Genomic DNA, 22184 nt, shown 5'->3' with positions numbered 1-22184 from the left:
ATCAGATGCCTGCATACCATTGGTAATCTGCACGATCTTCCCAATAGCCGCCTTTACCTTCACCGATGCCATCCAGGGTCGACACCACTTCGATGGCGGTAAGATATTTGGGGTGTTTGTAACCAAGCTGGCGTTCGATCCGCATTCTGAGCGGCGCGCCGTTTTTTTCCGGCAGATCGTCGCCATTCAGCAAATGGGCAATGATGGTTTGCGGATGCATCGCATCAACCAGATCGATGCTTTCATAATAGTCTGCACCATTGAGATTGTCTGCACACCGGAAAACGACAAACCTGGCCGCCGGGTCCATCACTGCTGCATCGAGGATGGTGGACAGTTGCGGCCCTGTCCATTCGCCGATCGCGCTCCACCCTTCGACACAATCGTGCCGTGTGATCTGAGTGCGCTGCGGCAGTTTGCGGATGTTTTCCATGGACAGCGACAGCGGGTTGCGGACCAGCCCGCGCACTTCCAGCCGCCAGTCTGCAAAGCCATTGGCGGCGTGCATGCGGTAGGCATCAGTATCAACACTGGTGGACCCGTTACCGCGGAAATAGGGCGAAATATCTGCCTTGGCATATTCATTCACCAGGGCCGTGCGATCAGACAGAGCACGGTGAGCCTTGCGGTGCCAGTCTTCCGCAGCGCCCAGCAGCGACGAGCCGACCTTGCTGTCGGCAATTTTTGAACAGGCGCCCACAAACATGGCACCGATGCCGGCCATGACTGCGCGCCGTTTCATAGCCTGCCTCCGGTAATCATTTCGCGCAATTGCCGTATCGGGCCTGATAATAACACCAGCGCGACATGGATCACGAAAAAGCCGAATATGCCCCATGAAAACAGGAAATGGACCGAACGCGCGCTTTGCCGCCCGCCGAATGCGTCCACCAGCCATGGCGCAGCCGCTTCAAAACCGGGGCTGATGGCAAGGCCGGTAAATATCATGCCCGGCAATAATATGCCCAGCACTAGCCCGTAAGCGATTTTCTGCAGAAAATTATACTTGCCGCTGCCATGGCTGAAATTCAGCTTGAGATGCTGCACAATGTCGTTGCGAATGGCTGCCATGTTCCATTCGTCGCGGGTGGTGCGGATGTCACGCCAGAAATGCCTGCTCACCAGCATGGCAATCCACATGAACAGCATGCCGATGGCAAATGGCCACGCGGTCAGTATGTGCCAGTCGCGGGCCGCAGCCAGGCTGTAATAATCAGGTATGGTTGCCCATCCGGGAAAGCGGGGAACCTGCAGCCATGCCTGCTCCGGCGCGAAGCCCCATTCGCCCCAATACAGCCAGCGATGGGCGTTGGAAATGTTTAGGCCGGACATGAACAGGATGATGACGCATATCAGATTGACCCAGTGCCACACGCGGGTGGAGAGGCTGTGACGCTTCATCGCGCGGAACTTTCGCGGGCCAGATAAATCACATCGCGCGGCTGGTTGAGCAAATGCTGGCCGCTATCCACAAACAATGTCTCGCCGCTTTGCAACCAGCCCTTAGCCAGAAAAAGTGCCGCTTCAGCCACTTCGCAAGCCGATGTTTTGCGGCCCAGCAGGTTCAATTTGTGCGAAATTTCGGTTTCATGCTCGCGCTGGTCATGACTGGCCAGAATCGCGCCGGGGGCAAGGCCGTAAACCCGGTCTTTCATCCGGCCTTTTGCCACAAGGTCCATCGCCATCATGGTAATGGAAGCGGCGAGGGCGTGTTTGCTCATGGTATAGGAGAAAAAGTCAGGATTGGGATTTGCCAGCTTCTGGTCAGTCATCTGGATCACGCGCTGGCCATCAGGGGCAGATGCGTATTTCAGGAATGCCTGCGCCATCAGCACAGGGGTGCGGGCGTTTACCTGCATCGCCGCGCGGTTCGTTTCAGGGTTTAGCATGGCGGCATCATCGGCCGTAAAGACGGATGCCGAATTAATCAGGACGGGCCAGTTTTTCTGAGCGTCCGCAATCGTCCGCACCATTGCTACAGCCGCTGTTTCGTCAGCCAGATCGCAGCAGAATGTTTCCGCAGATGGTAACGCGGCCGCCAATGCCTCTGCCTGCGCGGATGAGGTGCCGTAATGGATGATGACATGCCAGCCTGCATGGCCAAATGTGCGGGCAATTTCGGCGCCGATGCGGCGGCCTGCGCCGGTTACAAGAACGGCAGGGCGGGTCATACGGTAATGCCGGGCTGGCGGAGACCGACAAAGCCGCACTGTTGCGCATGGCGCTGCGCGCAGGATCGGGTTGGCCATTCATGTGCTATTGGCATCACTGCCTTGGAGCATAGTCTGGCTTGCGATGAAAGCATCAAACGCGCCCAAAAAAAGCGCGCCGCCACCAAGGTGACGACGCGCTGCCTATTCAATCAGGTTTTTATCAACGGCAGCGCAGGCTGCCCTTGTCGATTTCGCGGCCCAGGAGCCCGCCTGCCGCGGCCCCCAGAATGACACCCAAGGTGCGGTCGCCGCGTCCGGCCAGTTCATGCCCCGCCAGCGCGCCAACACCGGCGCCGATGATGAGGCCTGTCGTGCCATTGTCACGCTTGCAATAATAACGGCCATCATCGCCGCGCCAGACCCGGTCACTGCGGCTGACGCGCTGCGGTTCGTAATAGCGACCCCGTGCATCATACATGCGGTCCCGTTCCTTGGCGCGTTTGCCATGGGCAGGGGCCCATGATGGCGGATCTGCAAAAACAGGTGCCGTAGGGATGGTGAGTGCCGCTGCGGCGGCTGCTAAAATCATCTTGCGCATGGTTTAAACCTTCCATGTTCCTTGCGTTCGTAATCTGTAACGACGCGGATCGACTATCGCTCCACAACGTCAGATGAACAGACAAGTTCGCACGAATTTTAACGATGAAAGGACGCAAAATATCGGCGGATGGTGGACAGGATTATCGCGCTGGACAGTCTGGCTATCAGCCAAGGGTTTTAGCAGCCCGCTGGCGCAACTCGGGTGAAAGACGCTCCAGCACCATGATTTCGCGAAGATCTGCGGGCCTTGCGGTGTGGTTGGCGCCAAACAGCGCCATGAACACCCGCTCAAGGTTCCAGCCGTCATGCCCCTGTTCGACCAGTTCCAGCACATCACCGGCCTGTGCAATCCCGTCTTCCAGAACACGAAAATATATGCCGCATCGCGCCGTCTGCACAATCTGTGCGACCATGCCCTTGCGGCCAAAGCGATGTTCGATTTTCCAGCACGGTTTGCGCGGCTGGCTTATTTCCAGCAGCGCGCTGCCGAGCCGAAACCGGTCCCCTATCTGCGCGTGCGTTTCCACAAGGCCGCTGGCCGACAGATTTTCCCCAAATGCGCCGGGAGCATCCAACAAGGCATGATGGCCCAGATGGTCACGCCATGCGGCATAATGGTCGCGGGGATAAAGGTGGACGGCCATATCCGGCCCACCGTGATGTTTGCGGTCAGCCTGTTCGTCCCCGTCCAGCCCCAGACGCGTAATCCTGACTGGCCCTGACGCCGGGGTCTTTGCAATCGCGCTCGTCTCGGCGCCGCGAAAGGGTGCGGCTTTGCCCGTCAGCAAATCACTGACGGGGTAACTCATACTGCAGAAATTGCGGCAGGTTCCGCTTCAGCTGCCGGTTCCGGTGCTGCGTCTGCGGCTTCGCGGTCACGCTGGGCGCGGCTTTTCTTTTCCGCTGTGGTGCGCAGCTGCCCGCAAGCGGCATCAATGTCGCGCCCGCGCGGGGTGCGGACAGGGGCGCTGATGCCAGCATTGAAGACAATGGCGGAAAAGCTGCGAATACGTTCAGGCGTGGAACATTCGTAGGGCGCGCCCGGCCATGGGTTGAACGGGATGAGATTGACCTTGGCGGGCAGGTCATAACGTTTCAGCAGCCGCACCAGTTCATGCGCGTCCTCGTCGCTGTCGTTCTTGCCCTTCAGCATCACATATTCAAACGTGATGCGGCGCGCGTTGGATGCGCTGGGGTAATCGGCGCAGGCCTTCAGCAATTCATCAATGCCATATTTGCGGTTGATAGGGACGATTTCATCCCGCACTTCCTTGGTCACTGCATGCAGGGACACGGCCAGGTTCACGCCAATTTCCTCACCGCAGCGCGCCATCATCGGCACAACGCCGCTGGTGGACAGGGTGATGCGGCGTTTTGACAGGGCCAGCCCTTCGCCATCCATCACCAGCCGCAAAGCGTCGCGCACATGGTCGAAATTATACAGCGGTTCGCCCATGCCCATCATGACGATATTGGTCAGCAGGCGCCCGTCAGCGCGATATTCGCTTTCGTCTTCCTCTTCGGCAATATCCATCCGCCCCTTGGGCCATTCCCCCAGTGCATCACGCGCCAGCATGACCTGGCCGACAATTTCACCCGGCGTCAGGTTACGCACCAGCCGCATGGTGCCGGTATGGCAGAAAGTGCAGTTGAGCGTGCAGCCAACCTGGCTGGACACACAGAGCGTGCCGCGGTCGGCATCGGGGATGAACACCATCTCGAAATCATGGCCGTCATCGGTTTGCAGCAGCCATTTGCGCGTGCCATCATTGGAATGCTGGGCTTCCACGATATTGGGCCGGCCCACGATGAAACGTTGTTCCAGCCACGGCTGCATGGCCTTGGAAATATCTGTCATGGCCGAAAATTCGGTGGCACCGCGGTGATACAGCCAGTGATACACTTGCTTGGACCGCAATTTCGCCTGCTTGGGGTCCAGCCCGGCTTCGGCGAACAGTTCCATGATGCGCGTCTTGGGCAGGCCAAGAAGATCAACACGGCCATCGGCGCGCGGCGTTATGTCGCGTGCGACGGGAACTGGATCAATTTGTCCGGGGATCGACATGAGTGCTGTATCTGCCATGAGACGCCGGGATATAGTCACAAAGGCGGCAAAAAGCCAGCCAATCCGGCGCTGGCCCACCTCCTGCGCATCGCACGGCGCATGGGTGTATGGCTGCAAGCGTAAATGCGTCTTTACATTGGCAATCTTGTTAATCTGGCAGCAAGGTAGTTGCGTCTGCCGCTAATATAGGGCGCTTCACCCGCAATTATGTTGCGTAAATGCAACGCTCTGATTGTTGTGTGAGGTTCATGAAACCAACCCCGATTGCCACCGTTATCGATGTCCACGCTGTGATCACACCGCGTTGAATATAATCGGAGTAGATAATGAAAAAGACTGTAGCACTTCTGACCGCTACCGCGCTGACTGCAGTTGCAGCCCCGGCTTTCGCTCAGGACAACACTGCAACCTTCACCGGCCCCCGCGCCGAAGCAATCGTCGGCTATGACATGGCCCGCGCTGGCAGCAGCGTTGATGATGACGCAAACCAGGACAATGATCAGTCCATCGACGGCATCATGTATGGCGCCGCTCTGGGCTATGACGTCGATCTTGGCGGCGTGGTTGTCGGTGCAGAAGCCGAACTGACGAATTCGTCGGCCAACACCAAGTTTGATGCCGGTGATTTCGAAGGTTTTGGTTTCGGCAACGTCAAGGCCGGCCGTGACCTGTATCTGGGCGCACGCCTTGGCGTGAAAGCTGCACCTGATGTGCTGCTGTATGCCAAGGGTGGTTACACCAATGCCAAGTTCGACGTGCGCTCCAATGACGGCACGACCGAATTCAACCAGGACATCGATACTGACGGTTTCCGCGTTGGCGCGGGCGCTGAATATGCGCTCAACCGCAACACCTTCGTGAAGATGGAATACCGTTATTCCAACTACAGCGAAGCTGAAATCGACTTCAATGGCGATATCGCTGACACCGACCGTTTTGATGTCGACCTTGATCGTCATCAGGTCGTCGCCAGCGTCGGCTATCGCTTCTAATCGAAGCGTTGCGCTAAAATGATGCGGGCCGGGGAGCAATTCCCGGCCCGTTTTCATTGCCTGTTTGGTTTTCGCGGCTTGGATTTTGCGAGTTAGATTTTGCGGGTTAGATTTTGGAGCAGCCTACCGTGGCGGCATCCATGGCCGTGGCAGCGCCTGCCAGGGGATAGCTATCGAAAAACCGGCGGCCCTTTGTATCAGTCGCATTGATGGTCATGCTGCGCGCTGACCGCATCGCCGAAACGATCCCGGCATCCATGGTCCTGTCCTTTGCCCAGGCATCCCCTCCGCCGCCATCCAACTGGAAATACCAGCCATTGATCCGCAGGGAAATGCGCGCATTGGGCGCGATTTTGCGCGACAGGCGGAAATGCAGCTGGTTGCGGATGGCGCGTTTGGGCCAGGTGCCGATAGTGGCAAATGGCTCATAATCGCGGGCCCGCGTGCTGGGGCCAGCCTTGGCAATGGCGTAACAGCGCGGCACCGACGGGTCACGAAAGGCGCCCCATTGTGAAAATATGCCCAGACTGTCGCGCGCCGAAACAGGCGCCGCCAGCATCAGCAGGCAGAGGCCGAGTAAACTTGCCGGAACCTTCATGCGGCTGAATTTCCGGCAGGCGGATAATGGATGGCGATGATTTCCCATTCCTTCTCGCCGCCGGGCAGGCGAACGATGCGTAAATCCCCCAGAACAGCGCCGTGCAGCGCCCGTGCCATGGGGGAACCCCAGCCGATCTGGCCAGCGCTGGCATCCTGTTCGTCATCACCCAGCAGGGTGACGGTGCGCTGCACATCATCCTCGTCCGCCAGGGTGACAGTCGCGCCGAACCACACCTTAACGCGATCCGGCTGGTCTGACGGGTCAATCACCCGTGCGGCTTTCATCCGCCGCGCAATGTGGGACAATTCGCGGTCAATTTCGCGCATCCGTTTCCGGCCATAAATATAGTCGCCATTTTCTGACCGGTCGCCATTCCCGGCTGCCCAGCTGACAATTTCGACAATTTCGGGCCGTTCCTTGCCCAGCAGATGGTCATAACGCGCCTTCAGCGCGGCAAGGCCAGCGGGCGAAATGGGGTTGGAAGCGGTCTTCATGGTTGGCAGTGCCTTACTGCCAACCATGGGTAACATTCAACGCCGCAGGAACTCACTGGCTGTGCGGGGGCGGCCATAGGTGGTTTTTTCCGGGTGCATATTTTCATACACAACCGCATTTTCGATGACCCGGCTGACGTAATTCTTGGTTTCGTAAATCGGGATCTGTTCAATCCAGTCGACATAGGAAATGCTGCCGGTGCGCGGATCGCCATTGGCGCGCAGCCATTTGTTCACATTGCCGGGGCCGGCATTATAGGCCGCCACCGCCAGCGGATAGGCCCCGCCGTAATAATCCATCATCCGCGCAAAATAGGAATCGCCCAGACGGATGTTGTAACTGGGCGAATCGATCAGATCTGCCGACATGTAGGACATGCCCAGTTTTCCGGCCTGTTCGCGCGCAGTGCCCGGCATCAGCTGCATCAACCCGCGTGCGCCGGCATGGCTGATGGCATTCTGGGCAAACTGGCTTTCCTGCCGGCTGATGGCATGCACCATCGTCCAGTTGGAATTGGGCGGAGTCTGCAAGGTCGGGAAACCGATGGCCGTGAAATTCTTGTGCCCGTCTGCGCCAGCTGCATCAAACAGGTTGACCGCAAGATCGCGCCGGCCGGTTTCCTGCGCCAGTTCTGCCACCAGCACGTGCTGGGCTTCGGTTTCGGCCTGTTCGGCAATGGTCTTGTAAAACTGGATACCCGTGCGCCACGGCGTGCCGCGTGACACTTCGCGCACGGCATTGGTCAGGGCTGCGGAATTGAATGCGGCGCGTTCTTCCTGACTTGGCCGGGCGTTTGGCTGCGCTGAATAATCAGGCAATTTGCGGCCCAGTTTTTCCAGCGCCAGCATCCCGTAGAAACGGTCGGCATATTCGCCCGCCATTTCATAATAGCGGTTGGCTTCCGCCGAATTGCCAGCCCGTTCAGACGCCAGGCCAGCCCAGTAAAACCCCTTGGAACGGGTTTGCGGTGTGCGGGCAGCGGTGCCGTAACGGTAAAACAGCGGGGCAGCAGAATTGCCATCACCAAGGCTCCACAGCGCCTTGGTCCCGCCCAGCCACATCAGCGATGTATAATCATCGCGCAACCGGTAGGACATGCCGCTAATATCGGCGCCCGGGGCAAACAAATCATCGACAGAGGCGGCAATCCGCTGGGCGGAACGGGAATCGCCGATACGGGCGATACGCAGCATTTCGCCCACAAAACCTTCAGCATTGTAGGATGGCCGCACGAATGCGGGGCGGTTGGCCAACAGGCTGACCGCGCGGGCGCCCTGTCCGGTGGCGCGCAATTCGCGGACCATATTATAGACATAGCCCGGATCGCGGCTGGCATCGGCAGGCACGGTCAGGCCAATTGTCGCCGGGTCTGTGTCCTGCAGCATGGCCAGACGCACCATCGCCATATTGCGGTAAGCGGGCGACACATAGGATGTCTGCCGGGCGGCAGCTTCCTTCTGGCCCTGCCACAACAGCGCATCCATGCGGGCGTCATGGTCTTCGGGCGTAAAACGCGCGCCGAACATGGACATCATATAGGCTTCGGACGGGCTGCTCATTTCGCCGCCGCGCCAAGCCTCGCGCGCCACATCGAACGCTTCGATGCGCTGCTGGCTGGCCAGGGCCAGGGCATAACGCGCCTTCGCACTGTTGGTCAGCGGCGGATTGCGGTCAAAGAAAGACACCAGATGTTCGGCGCTTACCGCGTCCCGGTCCAGCGATTCTTCGGCGTAGCGGCGCAGCTTTTCTTCCTGCGGGAAACCGGGATAGGCAAGAACGAAACCGGCGTAATCGTCAAACGCCATCCGGTCCGTGCCGCTCAGAAATTGCCAGCGTTCGATCGCCTGCGCCATGCGGGTTGGCGCGCGGGCCATCATTTCCGCCTTTGCGCGGTCCCAGGTCGCGGCATCTTGCGCTGCCAGGGGCGCTGACGCGCTCAAAGCGGTGGAGGTCAAAAGGGTGAGTGCTATGATTGAAAATCGGTCCATGCTGGACATCTTGGCCATCGGCTCCTTATCAGGCGCTGAATGAACTCGTTTTTTTAACTTTGCCCTCAGCGCGCCCCGAACATTATCACATTATAGGCATATTATGGGGCCAAAACAGGAAATAGGTAAATGTTTTCCGGATCAATTCCCGCTCTGGTGACTCCTTTTCGCGGTGGAACGTTCGACGAGGGCGCTTTTCGCCGACTCGTCGATTGGCAAATCGACAATGGCAGCACTGCGCTGGTGCCGTGCGGCACCACTGGCGAAGCGTCGACCTTGTCCAACGCAGAACATCACCGCGTGGTGGAAGTGTGCATCGAACAGGCGGCGGGGCGCGTGCCCGTCATTGCCGGTTGCGGCAGCAATGATACGCAGAACGCCCTGTTACACATGAATTTTTCCAAAAAAGCAGGTGCGGCAGCTGGGCTGTGCGTGGCGCCCTATTACAACCGGCCAAGCCAGCGCGGGCTGGTGGCGCATTTCAGCCATCTGGCAGAAAATTGCAGCCTGCCGATCGTCCTTTACAACGTGCCGGGCCGGACGGTGACGGATCTGGAGCCGGACACGGTGATCGAACTGGCGGAAAAATTTCCCAAAAGCATCATCGCGATCAAGGATGCCAGCGGCGATCTGAGCCGGGTGACGGACCACCGGATGGGTATTGGCCGCGAATTCTGCCAATTGTCCGGCGATGATGAACTGGCGCTGCCGGCCAATGCGGCGGGCGCGCGCGGCTGCATTTCGGTAACCGCCAATGTCGCACCTGCATTATGTGCCGAATTCCAGCAGGCCTGCGCCGAAAATGATTTCGCGCGTGCGCGCCAGTTGAACGACAAGCTCTATCCGCTTCATTATGCCATGTTCGAGGATGCTTCGCCCGCGCCGGTGAAATATGCCCTCAGCCGGGTGCATGACTGGCTGACCGATGAAGTGCGCCTGCCGCTCTGTACCGCCAGCGATGAAGCGCGCGCAGCAGTGGATGCAGCGCTGGAACATGCCGGGCTGGTCTGACCGCACTCAAGGTTTGGCCGGAGAGATTGACCGGAGTGATTGGCCGGAATTTCCGCCATGTGGCAGCGCGGCCTTCCTTTTTCGCTATCTGCACCCTACATGGCAGCGCACCATGGCACGCCCCAAGACAGCAGAATTCGACAAGCAGAAAACCGTCGCCGAAAACCGGCGTGCGCGGTTTGATTATGCTGTCGATGATAAATTCGAAGCGGGCATTGCCCTTACCGGGACCGAGGTAAAGAGCCTGCGTTCCGGGCAGGGGTCGATCGCGGAAAGCTATGCCGAAGTGCGTGATGGCGCGGTGTGGCTGATCAATTCCAACATTCCGGAATTCAGCCACGGCAACCGGTTCAACCATGTTCCCACGCGCCCGCGCAAACTGTTGCTGCACGAACGGGAAATAGGCCGCCTGCGGGCTGCGGTGGAACGCAAGGGCATGACGATGGTGCCCCTGTCGATATATTTCAACGGCCGTGGCCGCGCCAAGGTGGAACTGGCCCTGGCCAAGGGCCGGCAGGCGCAGGACAAGCGGGAATATGTGAAAGACCGCGACTGGAAGCGGGACAAGGCGCGCCTGATGCGCGAAAAAGGTTAGGCGGTCGTTGGAAATTCCTGTGGGCCAGACTGAGGCAGGAAATTAGCCTCTGGCAAGCCAACAGGCGCATCCCATATCGGGCGCCATGCCCGCTCCGTCGAATTTCCTTTCCTCACACTTGCGCTTGCCCCGCCATACGCGCAAGGCGTCCCCTGAAACATGAGCCAGAAACCGCCCTCTCGACAGCCTAAGACGTTCCTCGCAGACTGGCTGCGCAGGAACTTCCCCACGCGCGAACAGATGGCGGCCAACAAATATCTCAAACCCATTGCGCACCGGTTTCTCAGCCCCGAATTATGGCGCTTTACCCGCCGTTCTGTTCCGCGCGGTGTGGCGCTGGGGATGTTTGCTGCTTTCATTGTGCCGGTCGGGCAGATTTTCCTGGCGGCGTTTCTGGCCCTGCCGGCCCGCGCCAATGTGCCGCTGTCCGCGCTGGTCACATTCATCACCAATCCTTTCACCCTGCCGTTCTGGCTGATTATTGCCAATAAGACCGGGTCCTTCGTCCTGAAAATTGACGCGGCCACCATGGGCGCTGCCAATGAACAGATCAGCAGTGGCAGGTGGCAGCAATTTGGCTGGTTTCTTGAAACTGCCGGGGTGACAGCATTTGGTTTTGTGGTCCTGTCGGTGGTCTCTGCGGCCATAGGCTATGTCATTTCCAGCTTTGTCTGGCGCTTCATCGTGGCGCGGCGCCGGCAACGCCGCTTGCGCCAGCTTGAGATTCGCATGAACGAACGCCTCACCCGCCAGCCGCAAAATTCGGCACAAGACCATACAGGCGAACAATTGAAGGCCAACGAAGGTTGAAAAACAGCCCTTTGCTCCTCGCGGCACAGCAGCCAGCGCTTGCTGGCAGCCTCGCGGCCGGATTCATACTCAGCGCAGCGTTGCTGTGGCTGATCACTGGCAGCGCCGTGACGGCCGTCGCCTTTCTGGCGGCGCTGGCCGTGTTCGTGGTGGCAGGCTTTGCCATCAGTTCCCTGCGCGCGCCTGCTGATGCTGGGGGTTTTACAGCGCCTGACTGGTCGGTAACGGTCGCGGCGATTGAACAGCCCGGCATTGCCATTGCCATTACTGACCGGGCCAATCGGCTGGCCTGTGCCAGTCAGCTATATGCAGACTGGTTCGGTATCGACTTCGCGCCGCCCGGCTTGCCACTGGACCGGCCCGGGCTGGAAAAGCTGTCCCGCGCTGCCCGCGAGGCATGGCGCGATGGCAGGGCAGAAGCGGACAGCCTATCCAGCGAAGACGGCGCATCGCGCTGGAAAGCCACCGCTGAACGCGCGGGCCGGGGCGATGATTTTCTGGTCTGGCGGTTCGAGGCGCTGGTGGAAGAAGACATGTCGGCCACCATGGCTGCGCGGCTGGCCGGGCCATTTGGCAAATTGCTGTCCCGCGCCGGTATCGAAGCCGCGCTGGTGGGGGCAGACGGGGCAATCCGCGCGGTTGCACAAGGTTTTGCGGAACGCGCTTCCGGCGATCCTGCCGCCACCATGGCGGGACAGGATTTTGTCGCCCAGTTGCGCAGCGACGAACGCGACCGTATTTTCTTTTCCCGCGATGGCCGCCGTGGCAGCCCGCAAACCCTGATCCAGGTTCCGCTGGCAGATCCCGCATCGCCGCAACCCAAGGGCGCTGATGAAGGCCCATCGCTGATGCTGCTGATTGATTCAGGGGTGGGCATTGGCGGCGGCTGGGACGGGGCGGGGCAGGCTTCCACTCCGCAGCTTGAAGCCTTGTTGGGCGCATTGCCGCTGGGTCTTGCCATGACCGACAGGGACGGACGTTTCCTGTTTGCCAACAATGCCTTCCTGCGCGCCATTGATCAGGAAAAGGACGGCCTGCCACAATTCCCGTCCGATCTGGTGGTGCGCGAGGACAAGGCGGTGCTGGCAGATGCCGTGCGCCGCTTCGGCCGCGGTTCAGGCAGCAGCGGGGACATGGCCGTGCGCCTGCGCAGCGCGGCTGACGAACCGGTGTCGCTGGGCCTTGCCGGTGTCAGAGGGTTGGGCGAAGCATCGGTGCTCCTCAGCCTTGCTGATTCGACCGAGGAAACGCGCCTCAAACGCCAAGTGGCACAGGCCACCAAAATGCAGGCCGTGGGCCAGCTGGCAGGCGGTGTGGCGCATGATTTCAACAATGTTCTCACCGCCATCATCGGCTATTGCGATCTCATGCTGCTGCGCCACACGCCGGGCGACAGCGATTATGACGACATCCAGCAAATCCGCGCGAATTCCAACCGCGCGGCTTCGCTGACGCGCCAATTGCTGGCATTTTCCCGCCAGCAGACCTTGCGCCCCGAAGTGCTGCAATTGCCAGACGTAGTCAGCGAGGTCAGCCAGTTGCTGAAACGGCTGATGGGGGAAAAGATTGCGTTCACTGTTCGCCATGACCGCGATCTGGGCATGGTGCGGGCTGATCCGCAGCAATTGGAACAGGTGATTGTCAACCTAGCAGTCAATGCAAGGGATGCCATCCATTCACGCGGCGATGGCACGGGCAAGCTGACGCTCTCCACGCGGCGCATATCCGCGCCGGAAATCCGCAAAATGGGGTCCGACATTCTGCCGCCGGCGGATTACACCATGCTGATCGTGCAGGATGATGGCAGCGGCGTGCCAGCAGACAAGATCGGCAAGATTTTCGAACCCTTCTTCACGACCAAGGAACAGGGCAAAGGCACCGGGCTTGGCCTCTCGACCGTCTATGGCATTGTCAAACAGTCGGGCGGGTTCATTTTCTGCGACAATGTCGAAGGGCCGGGCGGAAAACCGGCGGGTGCCCGCTTCACCGTCTATCTGCCCGTCTATCACGGCGATATGCCCCAGCCGGCAAAACAGGTTGCAGAAGCGCCCGCCAGTGAATGGTCAGGCGGCGGCAGGCTGCTGCTGGTAGAAGATGAAGACATGGTTCGTGCGGTGGCAGAACGGGCGTTGACGCGCGCCGGATACCAGGTGACGACAGCAGCCGATGGCGAAGAAGGGCTGGCCGAAATCGCCAATGGCGGCGCGTTCGATCTGGTGGTTTCCGATGTCGTCATGCCCGGGATGGATGGCCCGGCAATGGCCCGCGAAATTCGCCGGCTGAAACCAGCCATGCCCATCCTGTTCATGTCAGGATATGCGGAAGAACAATTGCGCCGCGATATTGATATCGAAAACATGTTCTTCATTCCGAAACCTTTCAGCGTGGCAGAAATTGGCCAGAAGGTTGGCGATGTGATGGCGGCTTGCAAAAAATGATATACTGTATCAATTAGTGTGTATGAAGGGTAAGACGACCAGTAACAGGCCGGATTAATCAGGCATTTGAGGGGAAATGGAGATGATCGGGATCAGATATCTGGCTGGGACGGCTGCCGCCTTGACTATGGTTTCGCAGCTGTTTTCGCCGTTGTTCTCTCCGCTGGGTTCTGCCGCATCCGCGCAGACTTCCTCCGCCGTGCTTGCCGACCCCGATGCCACTGCCCAGGGTGATGTGTCTGTCACCATTTACAACAACAATCAGGCACTGGTTCAGGATGTGCGGCAATTGCCAATTGCACAGGGCCGCAGCCGCATCGAATTTCCCGATGTGTCAGCCCAGATCAGGCCTGAAACCCTCAGCTTTGCGGCGGCTGGTGCCGGTATTGTCGAGCAGAATTTCGATTTCGATCTGCTGACCCCGACCAAGCTGATGGAAAAGGCCATTGGGCAGACCATTACACTGGTCCGCACCAACCCGGCCACCGGCACCGAAACGCGCGAACGGGCCGTGGTGCTCTCCACTGCAGGCGGGGTCGTGGTCCAGATTGGCGACCGGATCGAAGTGTTGCGCGATGATGGCTTGCCTGTGCGGGCCGTGTTTGACCGGGTTCCGCCAAACCTGCGCGCCCGGCCAACGCTGTCGGTCATGGTGGATTCTGTCCGCAGCGGGACGCGGCCGGCATCCATCCGCTATCTGACCCCGGGCCTTGGCTGGTCGGCAGATTATGTGGCCCTGTTTGATGAAGCCAAAGGCGCCATCGATATGCAGGGGTGGGTTACGCTCACCAACAATACAGGCACCACTTTTCATAATGCGGACACCTTGCTGGTGGCAGGCAGCCCCGGTCAGGCAAACGCGGGCAATTACAGCCGCCGCCGGATGGCCGCGCCACCATCTCCGCCGCCGCCACCCGGCATGGTGCGGCCCGGAACAGAAACTGCCAACCGCGAACAGGTGGGCGATTTCTACCTTTACCCCATCGCTGAACGCACCACGATTGCAAACGCGCAGACCAAGCAGGTCAGCTTCCTTGATGTGCAGGGCGTGGCCGCGCGCCGGGTTTATGCGCGCAGCATTGACTGGCTGCAAAATGACGAACGGCCGCAGGCTGTGTCCAGCGCCTTGTCCTTTGCCACATCACGCAGCGCCGGGCTGGGCGATGCATTGCCGGCAGGCACCGTCCGTTTTTACCAGCGCGATGCGCAGGGCACACCGCAATTCATTGGCGAAAGCGGCATTGGCCATACGCCTGTGGGTAGCGAGCTGATGCTCAGAACAGGCGATGCGTTCGACGTATATGTCCAGGCCGAGGTGGAAAAACGGGAAAAGATTGCCGGCGCTGAATGGCAGAAAACCGCACGTTACCGAGTGATTGCCGAAGACGGTTCCGTAAGCCAGGTGGAAGCTGAACGCCCTACCGAATATTACCGCACGACCATGCGTTACACCATGACCAATGCAAAGCCGGTCGCAGTTGAGGTCGATCTGGTGCAGCAAGGGCTGGACCGCGGGTGGTGGGGTAATGATTACCGCATAGTCAGCGAAGATGTGCCCGGCCGGCAATTGAACACTGACCGCCGTAAATGGTTGGTTCCTGTGCCTGCCAATGGCACTCGCGAATTTCGCGTAACCTACGAAGCGCGATACTGAGACGGGCAGTGCGCTTTTCGCCCATTCTCGTTTCGATCAGCCTGGCTGCAATATCAGCGCCGCCAGCAGTTATGGGCCGCGAGACGGTGGATGCATCCGCGCCGGTCGACCTGTCGGTAACCGTTTATCGCGATCCTCAGCGGCTTCCGGGCGCAGAGATGGATCGCGGCTGGCCGCGCGGCTTCGCCATGATCAGCGAAACGCGGGATGTGACGTTGCCAGCAGGCCAGTCCACCATCCGTTTTGACGGTGTGGCAGAAGGCATGGTGGCAGTCAGCGCAATTGTCACTGGCCTGCCGGGTGGGACGTTTGAGAAAAACCGCAATGCCGACCTGCTCTCACCCGCTGCACTGGTGGATGGGACTTTGGGAAACCGCGTCACCCTGACACGAACCAACCCGGCCAATGGGCAGAAAACCTCCCAGTCCGCCGTGGTCAGGAGCCGTGCCGATGGCGGACTGGTGCTGCAAACGCGTGACGGTTTCGAAGCGGTGCGCTGTTCCGGCAGTGCAGAAGGCCTGTCGTTTGACCGAATTCCGGCCGGCCTGTCCGCCAATCCCGTATTCTCGGTAAACACGTCGTCCAATGCCGGCGGAACTTACCGCGTAACATTGACATATCTGGCGTGGGGTTTCGACTGGCAGGCGCATTATGTCGCAACTCTGCCGGATCCGCAGGACCGTGATGCCAGCTCCATCAATCTGGTGTCATGGCTGACAATCCTGAATGATAATGACCAGACCTTTGCCAATGCGCAGCTGATGGCGGTGGCTGGCACGCTGCAAATCACCAGCGATCTGCAGGGCCTGGCCGACCCGCCGACGGGCAAGCCCTTGCAACTGGTCTGCTATCCTATCGGCAGCACGGCGGCAGGGTCGCCGGAACTGTATTATAGCGCGGTTCCTCCGCCGCCACCGCCTCCTCCTCCGGTCGCGGCAAGTGAAGCTATCATCGTCACCGGATCGAGGATTCAGAACAAAATGTTCGATGCAGCAGCGCCGGTATCGGTGGTGGCCAGCGAAGAACAATTGGGCGATCTCAAGCTCTATCGTGTGCCGGAACGAATGACCGTGGCTGCCAAGGGGCTGAAGCAGGTCGCATTTCTCCAGCGCGATGGAGTCAAAGGGCAGTATCTCTATGTCGCTGCCTGCAATCCTTTTGATGACAGTGGCGCAAATGGCCCGATGCAAATGCTGCTGGCGACGAAAAATGACGAGAAGCACGGGCTGGGCGTTGCTTTGCCAATGGGCGGCATCACCATCTTCGAACCCTCAGCCAGCGGCGATCTGCTGGTAGGAGAAGAAAATTTGCGGGATTTTGCCGAAGGGCAGGATGTCGAAATAGTCCTTGGTCACAGCACGCAGGTATTCTCCCGCTGCGAAAATGGCAGCACCAAGCGCAACGGCGGAGAATGGCCTGCCCGCAAATGGCGCAGCAGGCAGACCCAGATCAGTAACGCCAACCCGCATGCCATCAAGGTCAGAATACCCGTCGGGGCATCGGCCGAATGGGAAATCCGCAAGGCAAGCGGCGCGAAGCTGAAAGATGGATACTATGTCATCGAAGCGACAATTCCTGCATCGTCAACGCGGACACTCCGATGGCAGGTGCGCCAGACAGGGTAAAATCAGGTAGGCCAGACCCAGGTGTAAATTTCAGTATTTTTCCAGTTGGATAGCGTAGTGCAAGAAAATTGTGTTCTACACTTGTTCCAACAGAACAAATGCGGTACATGGTCCAACAGTGGAACAAGCGGGGTCAAACGCATCCCGCCTCTAGGCAACTGATGGAGGCCGTGTCATGGCAACAAATCTGAAGCTTGTAGAAGGTAAAGAAATGAACGTGGACCGTCAGAAGGCGCTTGATGCAGCACTGGCCCAGATCGACCGTGCCTATGGCAAGGGGTCGGCCATGAAGCTTGGCCAGAAACCGGCAATGCAGGTCGAAACGATCTCGACCGGTTCGCTCGGGCTGGACATTGCGCTCGGCGTGGGCGGTTTGCCGCGTGGCCGGGTGATTGAAATTTATGGCCCGGAAAGCTCGGGCAAGACAACGCTGGCGCTGCACACCATTGCCGAAGCGCAGAAAAATGGCGGCACGGCTGCTTTTGTGGATGCGGAACACGCACTGGACCCGGTCTATGCCAAGGCATTGGGCGTCGATATTGACGAACTGATTGTCTCGCAGCCTGACACTGGTGAACAGGCGCTGGAAATCGTCGATACTCTCGTCCGCTCCAACGCGATTGATGTTCTGGTGGTCGATTCGGTGGCGGCATTGGTGCCGCGCGCTGAAATTGAAGGCGAAATGGGCGACAGCCACGTGGGCCTGCAGGCGCGCCTGATGTCGCAGAGCCTGCGCAAGCTGACGGGTTCCATCAGCCGGTCCAAGACCATGGTCATTTTCATCAACCAGTTGCGGATGAAAATTGGTGTGATGTATGGCAACCCTGAAACCACGACCGGCGGTAACGCGCTGAAGTTCTATGCCTCGGTCCGCCTCGATATCCGCCGCACCGGGCAGATCAAGGCTGGCGATGAGATCGTGGGCAATGCCACCCGGGTCAAAGTGGTCAAGAACAAGGTTGCTCCGCCGTTCAAGCAGGTCGAATTCGACATCATGTATGGCGAAGGCGTGTCCAAGCTGGGCGAGATTCTCGATCTCGGTGTCAAGGCGGGTATCGTTGAAAAATCGGGGTCCTGGTTCAGCTATGACAGCATCAGGATTGGTCAGGGCCGTGAAAATTCAAAGCAATATCTCAGGGACAATCCCGAAGTTAGCGACCGGCTGGAAGCTGCGATCCGCAGCCGCACCGACAAGGTCGCCGAGGAGATGATGGCCGGGCCAGACGCGGACGCCTGACGCTATTTCTTCTCAAGCGGATGCAGGAATGGCATCCGGGAAAACGGAAAGCCGGCGCGAGTATCCTCACGGATCCACGCCGGCTTTTCTTTTGTCCTGCACAAAAACGCAATTGATATTTAGCGCCCGCCTTCGCACAGTCGGGTCATGCGTGATGGCGATCATCTAACGCGAAGGATTTTGAATGCAGGCGAGTGAATGGCAGGGCCGTGTTGGCCAGAAATGGGCCGCCGAATGGCGCCGCACGGACCGCAGCTTTGGCGGGCTGACCGACCATCTGGTTGCACGGGCTACTTCCCGGCCAGTAAAATGCATGCTCGACATTGGCTGCGGCGCAGGCGAATTGTCAATCGCGCTTGCCCGCGCGCTTCCGGATGCTCAAATTCGCGGCATCGATATCAGCGATGAACTGGTGGATGTTGCAAGGGAGCGCGCTGCGAATTTGCCCAACACGCACTTTGAAATTGCAGATGCCGGTGCCTGGCCGGGGGACGGCTTCACGCCGGATTTGCTGATTTCGCGCCATGGAGTGATGTTCTTTCCCGAACCGGTGCAGGCATTCGCGCATCTGTCTCGCATCGCGGCGCCTAATGCCCGCCTCATCTTCAGCTGTTTTCGCGATATGTCGCAAAATGACTGGGCGAGCGGGATCACGAGATTCCTGCCTGAAGGCATGGTCGAAGAACCTGCGGCAATGGTGCCTGGGCCATTCGCTTTTGCTGACCGTGATGCAGTCTCGGCCATGCTGACCCGCGCTGGCTGGCTGGATGTTGCATTCGAGCCGGTGAATTACGCCTATGTTGCAGGGGAAGGGGATGATCCTGTCGAAGATGCGCTTGGCTATTTCCTTCAGATTGGTCCTGCTGCCCGCGCTGCCGCGCAATTGCAGCACGCCCAGCGCGCTGCTTTTATCCAGCAATTGCGCGAATTTCTGGTGCAGCACCGTGATGGGCAAATGGTGGCATTGGATGCTGCAGCATGGATCGTCTCAGCGCGCACCGGTGATGCGCCGAAATAGCCTCCAGTCCTGTCCCGAACCGGGCCGGAAAGGGGGCGAGGTTTGCAAACACTTGCGTGATCGAGCGGTTCGCTTTCAGGATCCCGGTTAATACGCTTGTCGCAACGCAGCAGAATGCCTAATTGCTGCGGCATGACTTCGACCAATGACATTCGCCGTTCGTTTCTGGAATATTTCGCCAGCCAGGGCCATGCTCCGGTGCCAAGCGCGCCGCTGGTGCCTTACAATGACCCGACATTGATGTTCGTCAATGCAGGCATGGTTCCCTTCAAGAACATCTTTACCGGACTGGAAGCAGCGCCAGCACCGCGCTCCACCAGTTCGCAGAAATGCGTGCGCGCCGGGGGCAAGCATAATGACCTCGATAATGTCGGCTATACTGCGCGCCACCACACGTTTTTCGAAATGCTGGGCAACTTTTCCTTTGGCGATTATTTCAAGGAAGAAGCCATCAGTCACGCATGGCACCTGCTGACAAAAGAATGGGGTTTGCCGGCCGACAAGCTGACCGCCACGGTTTATCACACCGATGACGAAGCGTTCGATCTGTGGCGGAAAATCGCTGGGCTGCCGGAAGAACGCATCATTCGCATCGCTACCAATGACAATTTCTGGTCGATGGGCGATACCGGCCCGTGCGGCCCGTGCAGTGAAATATTCTACGACCACGGGGACCATATTCCCGGTGGCCCGCCAGGATCGCCAGATGAAGACGGGGACCGTTTCATCGAGATCTGGAACCTCGTTTTCATGCAGTTCCAGCAGGACGCCAGCGGTGAGCGGACACCACTGCCAAAACCATCCATCGATACCGGAATGGGGCTGGAGCGTATTGCCGCGGTGATGCAGGGCGTGCACGATAATTACGATACGGACACTTTCAGAACGCTGATTTCCGCTTCGGAATCGCTGACAGGCGTTGCTGCAGAAGGGGACAACCGCGCCAGCCACCGAGTTATTGCAGACCATTTGCGGTCCACCAGTTTCCTGCTGGCTGATGGCGTTCTGCCATCGAATGAGGGCCGCGGATATGTTCTGCGCCGGATCATGCGCCGCGCCATGCGCCACGCCCATCTTCTGGGGGCGAGCGAGCCGTTGATGCACCGTCTGGTGCCAGCACTGGTCGGCGAGATGGGCCAGGCCTATCCCGAATTGCTGCGCGGACAGGCCCTGATCGAAGAAGTTCTGGAGCGCGAGGAAACCCGTTTCCGCCAAACGCTGGACAAGGGCTTGCGCCTGCTTGACGATGCGACTGGCAATATGACATCGGGCGACCAGCTTGACGGTGAAACCGCATTCAAGCTCTACGACACATTCGGCTTCCCCTATGATCTGACCGAAGATGCCCTTCGCGCACGCAGCATTGGCGTCGACCGGGCGGGCTTTGATGAAGCAATGAACCGGCAGAAAGCTGCTGCCCGCGCAGCATGGAAAGGTTCCGGCGAAGCGGCATCGGGCGAAATCTGGTTCGACATTGCAGAGCGCGAGGGCGCCAGCGAATTTACCGGATATACGTCGACCAGCGGCGAGGGCCGGGTTGTCGCCTTGCTGAAAGATGGTGCCGAAATCGAGCGGGCCAATGCCGGTGATGTTGTCCTGGTGCTGACCAATCAGACGCCGTTTTATGGCGAAAGTGGCGGTCAGGCGGGTGATGTTGGCACGATCAGCACGCCTGAAGGCTTGCAGATTGACGTGACCGATACATCCAAGCCGCTGGGCCGGCTGCACGTCCATAATGCCACTGTGAAATCCGGTTCAATCAGCGTGGGCGATACAGTCCATCTTGATGTGGATGTCGGCCGCCGTGACCGTATCCGCGCGAACCATTCGGCCACCCACCTGTTGCATTCCGCGCTGCGGCGCAGGCTGGGCGGCCATGTTACGCAGAAAGGGTCCTTGGTTGCAGAAGACCGGCTTCGGTTCGACTTTTCGCACCCCAAGCCGCTGACGGAAGATGATCTGGCGGCAATCGAACGCGATGTGAATGAGGAAATTCGTGCCAACGAGACTGTATCGACCCGGCTGATGAGCCCGGATGATGCAATCGAAGCTGGCGCGATGGCCTTGTTTGGCGAAAAATACGGCGATGAAGTGCGTGTCCTGTCCATGGGCCGGTCCGATGATGGTGGGCGCAATTTCTCGGTCGAATTATGCGGCGGCACGCATGTGAACGCGACCGGCGATATCGCGCTGCTGCGGATCATCTCTGAAAGTGCTGTTTCCTCTGGCGTGCGGCGGATCGAAGCGTTGACCGGGGAAGCGGCGCGCCAATGGCTGGTATCCCGCGAAGACGCGCTGAAAGCCATCGCTGCATCGATGAAGACCGCGCCTGACGATGTGCCGGCGCGTGTCAACTCGCTGATGGATGAACGCAAATCGCTGGAAAAGGAACTTGCCGAAGCCAGAAAGCAACTTGCGCTGGGCGGTGGCGGCCATGCCGCAGGACCGCAGGATGAAGATGTAAGTGGTATCAAATTTTCAGGTCAGGTGCTTGACGGGTTGAACCCCAAGGAACTGCGTCCATTGCTGGATGAAGCCAAGAACCGCATGGGTTCAGGCATTGCCGCTGCAGTCGCCATCAATGACGGGCGCGCGGCAATCGCCGTGGCCGTCACCGATGATCTGGTCAGCCGTTTCGATGCCGTGGAACTGGTGAAGCTCGGCGTCGAAACGCTCGGCGGCAAGGGCGGCGGCGGCAGGGCCGATATGGCGCAGGGCGGCGGTCCGGATGCAAGCCAGGGTCAGGCCGCGATTGAGGCAGTACGCGCGGCCATCGGCGGATAAATAGCCCGCAGCCGCCGCCCCGCCTGCATGGCCTTGACGGTGGCGGCTGCTGCGTCAGCTATAAGCCAGCTTGCTGCGCCAAGGGTGATGATGCCTTTACCGGAGGATCAAGCGGCGA

General features: G+C 59.3%; 19 protein-coding genes. 10 read left to right on the top strand and 9 right to left on the bottom strand.

Annotated elements, in window-relative coordinates; genetic code table 11:
* Position 1 precedes the first annotated feature (1 nt).
* The 6 genes from GRI44_RS06575 to rlmN form a co-directional block, all read right to left on the bottom strand.
* Complete coding sequence (locus GRI44_RS06575) at positions 2-742, bottom strand: molybdopterin-binding protein (protein ID WP_160600575.1); 741 nt, start codon at positions 740-742, stop codon at positions 2-4.
* The gene (locus GRI44_RS06570) at positions 739-1401 is read right to left on the bottom strand and encodes a cytochrome b/b6 domain-containing protein (RefSeq protein WP_160600574.1); all 663 of its coding nucleotides are present in this window, start codon (positions 1399-1401) and stop codon (positions 739-741) included. The genes GRI44_RS06575 and GRI44_RS06570 overlap by 4 nt, the downstream gene beginning before the upstream one ends.
* Entirely contained in the window at positions 1398-2171 is a 774-nt protein-coding gene (locus GRI44_RS06565; protein ID WP_160600573.1) for an SDR family oxidoreductase, read from the bottom strand. The genes GRI44_RS06570 and GRI44_RS06565 overlap by 4 nt, the downstream gene beginning before the upstream one ends.
* 202 nt (positions 2172-2373) lie before the next feature.
* Positions 2374-2751 (bottom strand): glycine zipper 2TM domain-containing protein, encoded by a 378-nt coding sequence (locus GRI44_RS06560; RefSeq protein ID WP_160600572.1) that lies wholly within the window; start codon positions 2749-2751, stop codon positions 2374-2376.
* A gap of 166 nt (positions 2752-2917) precedes the next feature.
* Positions 2918-3562 carry an MOSC domain-containing protein gene (locus tag GRI44_RS06555; RefSeq protein WP_160600571.1) on the bottom strand — a complete coding sequence of 215 codons (645 nt, stop codon included), beginning with the start codon at positions 3560-3562 and terminating at the stop codon, positions 2918-2920.
* Positions 3559-4836, bottom strand: a complete 1278-nt coding sequence (gene rlmN, locus GRI44_RS06550; protein WP_160600570.1) for a 23S rRNA (adenine(2503)-C(2))-methyltransferase RlmN — start codon at positions 4834-4836, stop codon at positions 3559-3561. Before rlmN ends, GRI44_RS06555 begins: the two co-directional genes overlap by 4 nt.
* A gap of 308 nt (positions 4837-5144) precedes the next feature.
* Here rlmN and GRI44_RS06545 point away from each other — a divergent pair, with 308 nt between their 5' ends.
* Positions 5145-5810, top strand: coding sequence for an outer membrane protein (locus GRI44_RS06545; protein WP_160600569.1), 666 nt, complete (start codon positions 5145-5147; stop codon positions 5808-5810).
* A gap of 106 nt (positions 5811-5916) precedes the next feature.
* Here GRI44_RS06545 and GRI44_RS06540 read toward each other — a convergent pair whose 3' ends face one another.
* Genes GRI44_RS06540 through GRI44_RS06530 form a run of 3 tightly spaced genes read right to left on the bottom strand, consistent with a single transcriptional unit; the run spans position 5917 to position 8903 of the window.
* Complete coding sequence (locus tag GRI44_RS06540) at positions 5917-6408, bottom strand: hypothetical protein (protein WP_160600568.1); 492 nt, start codon at positions 6406-6408, stop codon at positions 5917-5919.
* On the bottom strand, positions 6405-6905 hold the full coding sequence (gene greB / locus GRI44_RS06535) for a transcription elongation factor GreB (RefSeq protein WP_160600567.1): 501 nt from the start codon (positions 6903-6905) through the stop codon (positions 6405-6407). Before greB ends, GRI44_RS06540 begins: the two co-directional genes overlap by 4 nt.
* Before the next feature lie 36 nt (positions 6906-6941).
* The gene (locus tag GRI44_RS06530) at positions 6942-8903 is read right to left on the bottom strand and encodes a lytic transglycosylase domain-containing protein (RefSeq protein ID WP_160601334.1); all 1962 of its coding nucleotides are present in this window, start codon (positions 8901-8903) and stop codon (positions 6942-6944) included.
* 120 nt (positions 8904-9023) lie between these two features.
* On the opposite strand from GRI44_RS06530, the gene dapA reads away from it, so the two are divergent.
* The 9 genes from dapA (at position 9024) to alaS (ending at position 22066) form a co-directional block, all read left to right on the top strand.
* Positions 9024-9905 (top strand): 4-hydroxy-tetrahydrodipicolinate synthase, encoded by an 882-nt coding sequence (dapA, locus tag GRI44_RS06525; protein WP_160600566.1) that lies wholly within the window; start codon positions 9024-9026, stop codon positions 9903-9905.
* Positions 9906-10017: 112 nt separating this feature from the next.
* Entirely contained in the window at positions 10018-10500 is a 483-nt protein-coding gene (gene smpB / locus GRI44_RS06520) for an SsrA-binding protein SmpB (RefSeq protein WP_160600565.1), read from the top strand.
* A gap of 159 nt (positions 10501-10659) precedes the next feature.
* Positions 10660-11310, top strand: coding sequence for a DUF2062 domain-containing protein (locus GRI44_RS06515; RefSeq protein ID WP_160600564.1), 651 nt, complete (start codon positions 10660-10662; stop codon positions 11308-11310).
* Positions 11307-13748 (top strand): hybrid sensor histidine kinase/response regulator, encoded by a 2442-nt coding sequence (locus GRI44_RS06510; RefSeq protein WP_160600563.1) that lies wholly within the window; start codon positions 11307-11309, stop codon positions 13746-13748. The genes GRI44_RS06515 and GRI44_RS06510 overlap by 4 nt, the downstream gene beginning before the upstream one ends.
* Positions 13749-13875: 127 nt before the next feature.
* Positions 13876-15402 carry a DUF4139 domain-containing protein gene (locus tag GRI44_RS06505; RefSeq protein ID WP_232843069.1) on the top strand — a complete coding sequence of 509 codons (1527 nt, stop codon included), beginning with the start codon at positions 13876-13878 and terminating at the stop codon, positions 15400-15402.
* A gap of 8 nt (positions 15403-15410) precedes the next feature.
* Positions 15411-17027: a DUF4139 domain-containing protein gene (locus tag GRI44_RS06500; protein ID WP_160600561.1), complete on the top strand. Its 1617-nt coding sequence runs from the start codon at positions 15411-15413 to the stop codon at positions 17025-17027.
* Positions 17028-17202: 175 nt separating this feature from the next.
* Positions 17203-18264, top strand: coding sequence for a recombinase RecA (gene recA / locus GRI44_RS06495; protein ID WP_160600560.1), 1062 nt, complete (start codon positions 17203-17205; stop codon positions 18262-18264).
* Positions 18265-18448: 184 nt separating this feature from the next.
* Positions 18449-19282, top strand: a complete 834-nt coding sequence (locus GRI44_RS06490; protein ID WP_160600559.1) for a class I SAM-dependent methyltransferase — start codon at positions 18449-18451, stop codon at positions 19280-19282.
* A 132-nt stretch (positions 19283-19414) separates the two neighbouring features.
* Positions 19415-22066 carry an alanine--tRNA ligase gene (gene alaS, locus GRI44_RS06485; RefSeq protein WP_160600558.1) on the top strand — a complete coding sequence of 884 codons (2652 nt, stop codon included), beginning with the start codon at positions 19415-19417 and terminating at the stop codon, positions 22064-22066.
* The last annotated feature ends 118 nt before the right edge of the window (positions 22067-22184 follow it).

The organism is Allopontixanthobacter confluentis (assembly GCF_009827615.1).
Lineage (GTDB): Bacteria > Pseudomonadota > Alphaproteobacteria > Sphingomonadales > Sphingomonadaceae > Allopontixanthobacter > Allopontixanthobacter confluentis.
The sequence above is the reverse complement of the archived record's forward strand: the minus strand, read 5'-3'. Positions and strand labels throughout refer to the sequence as shown.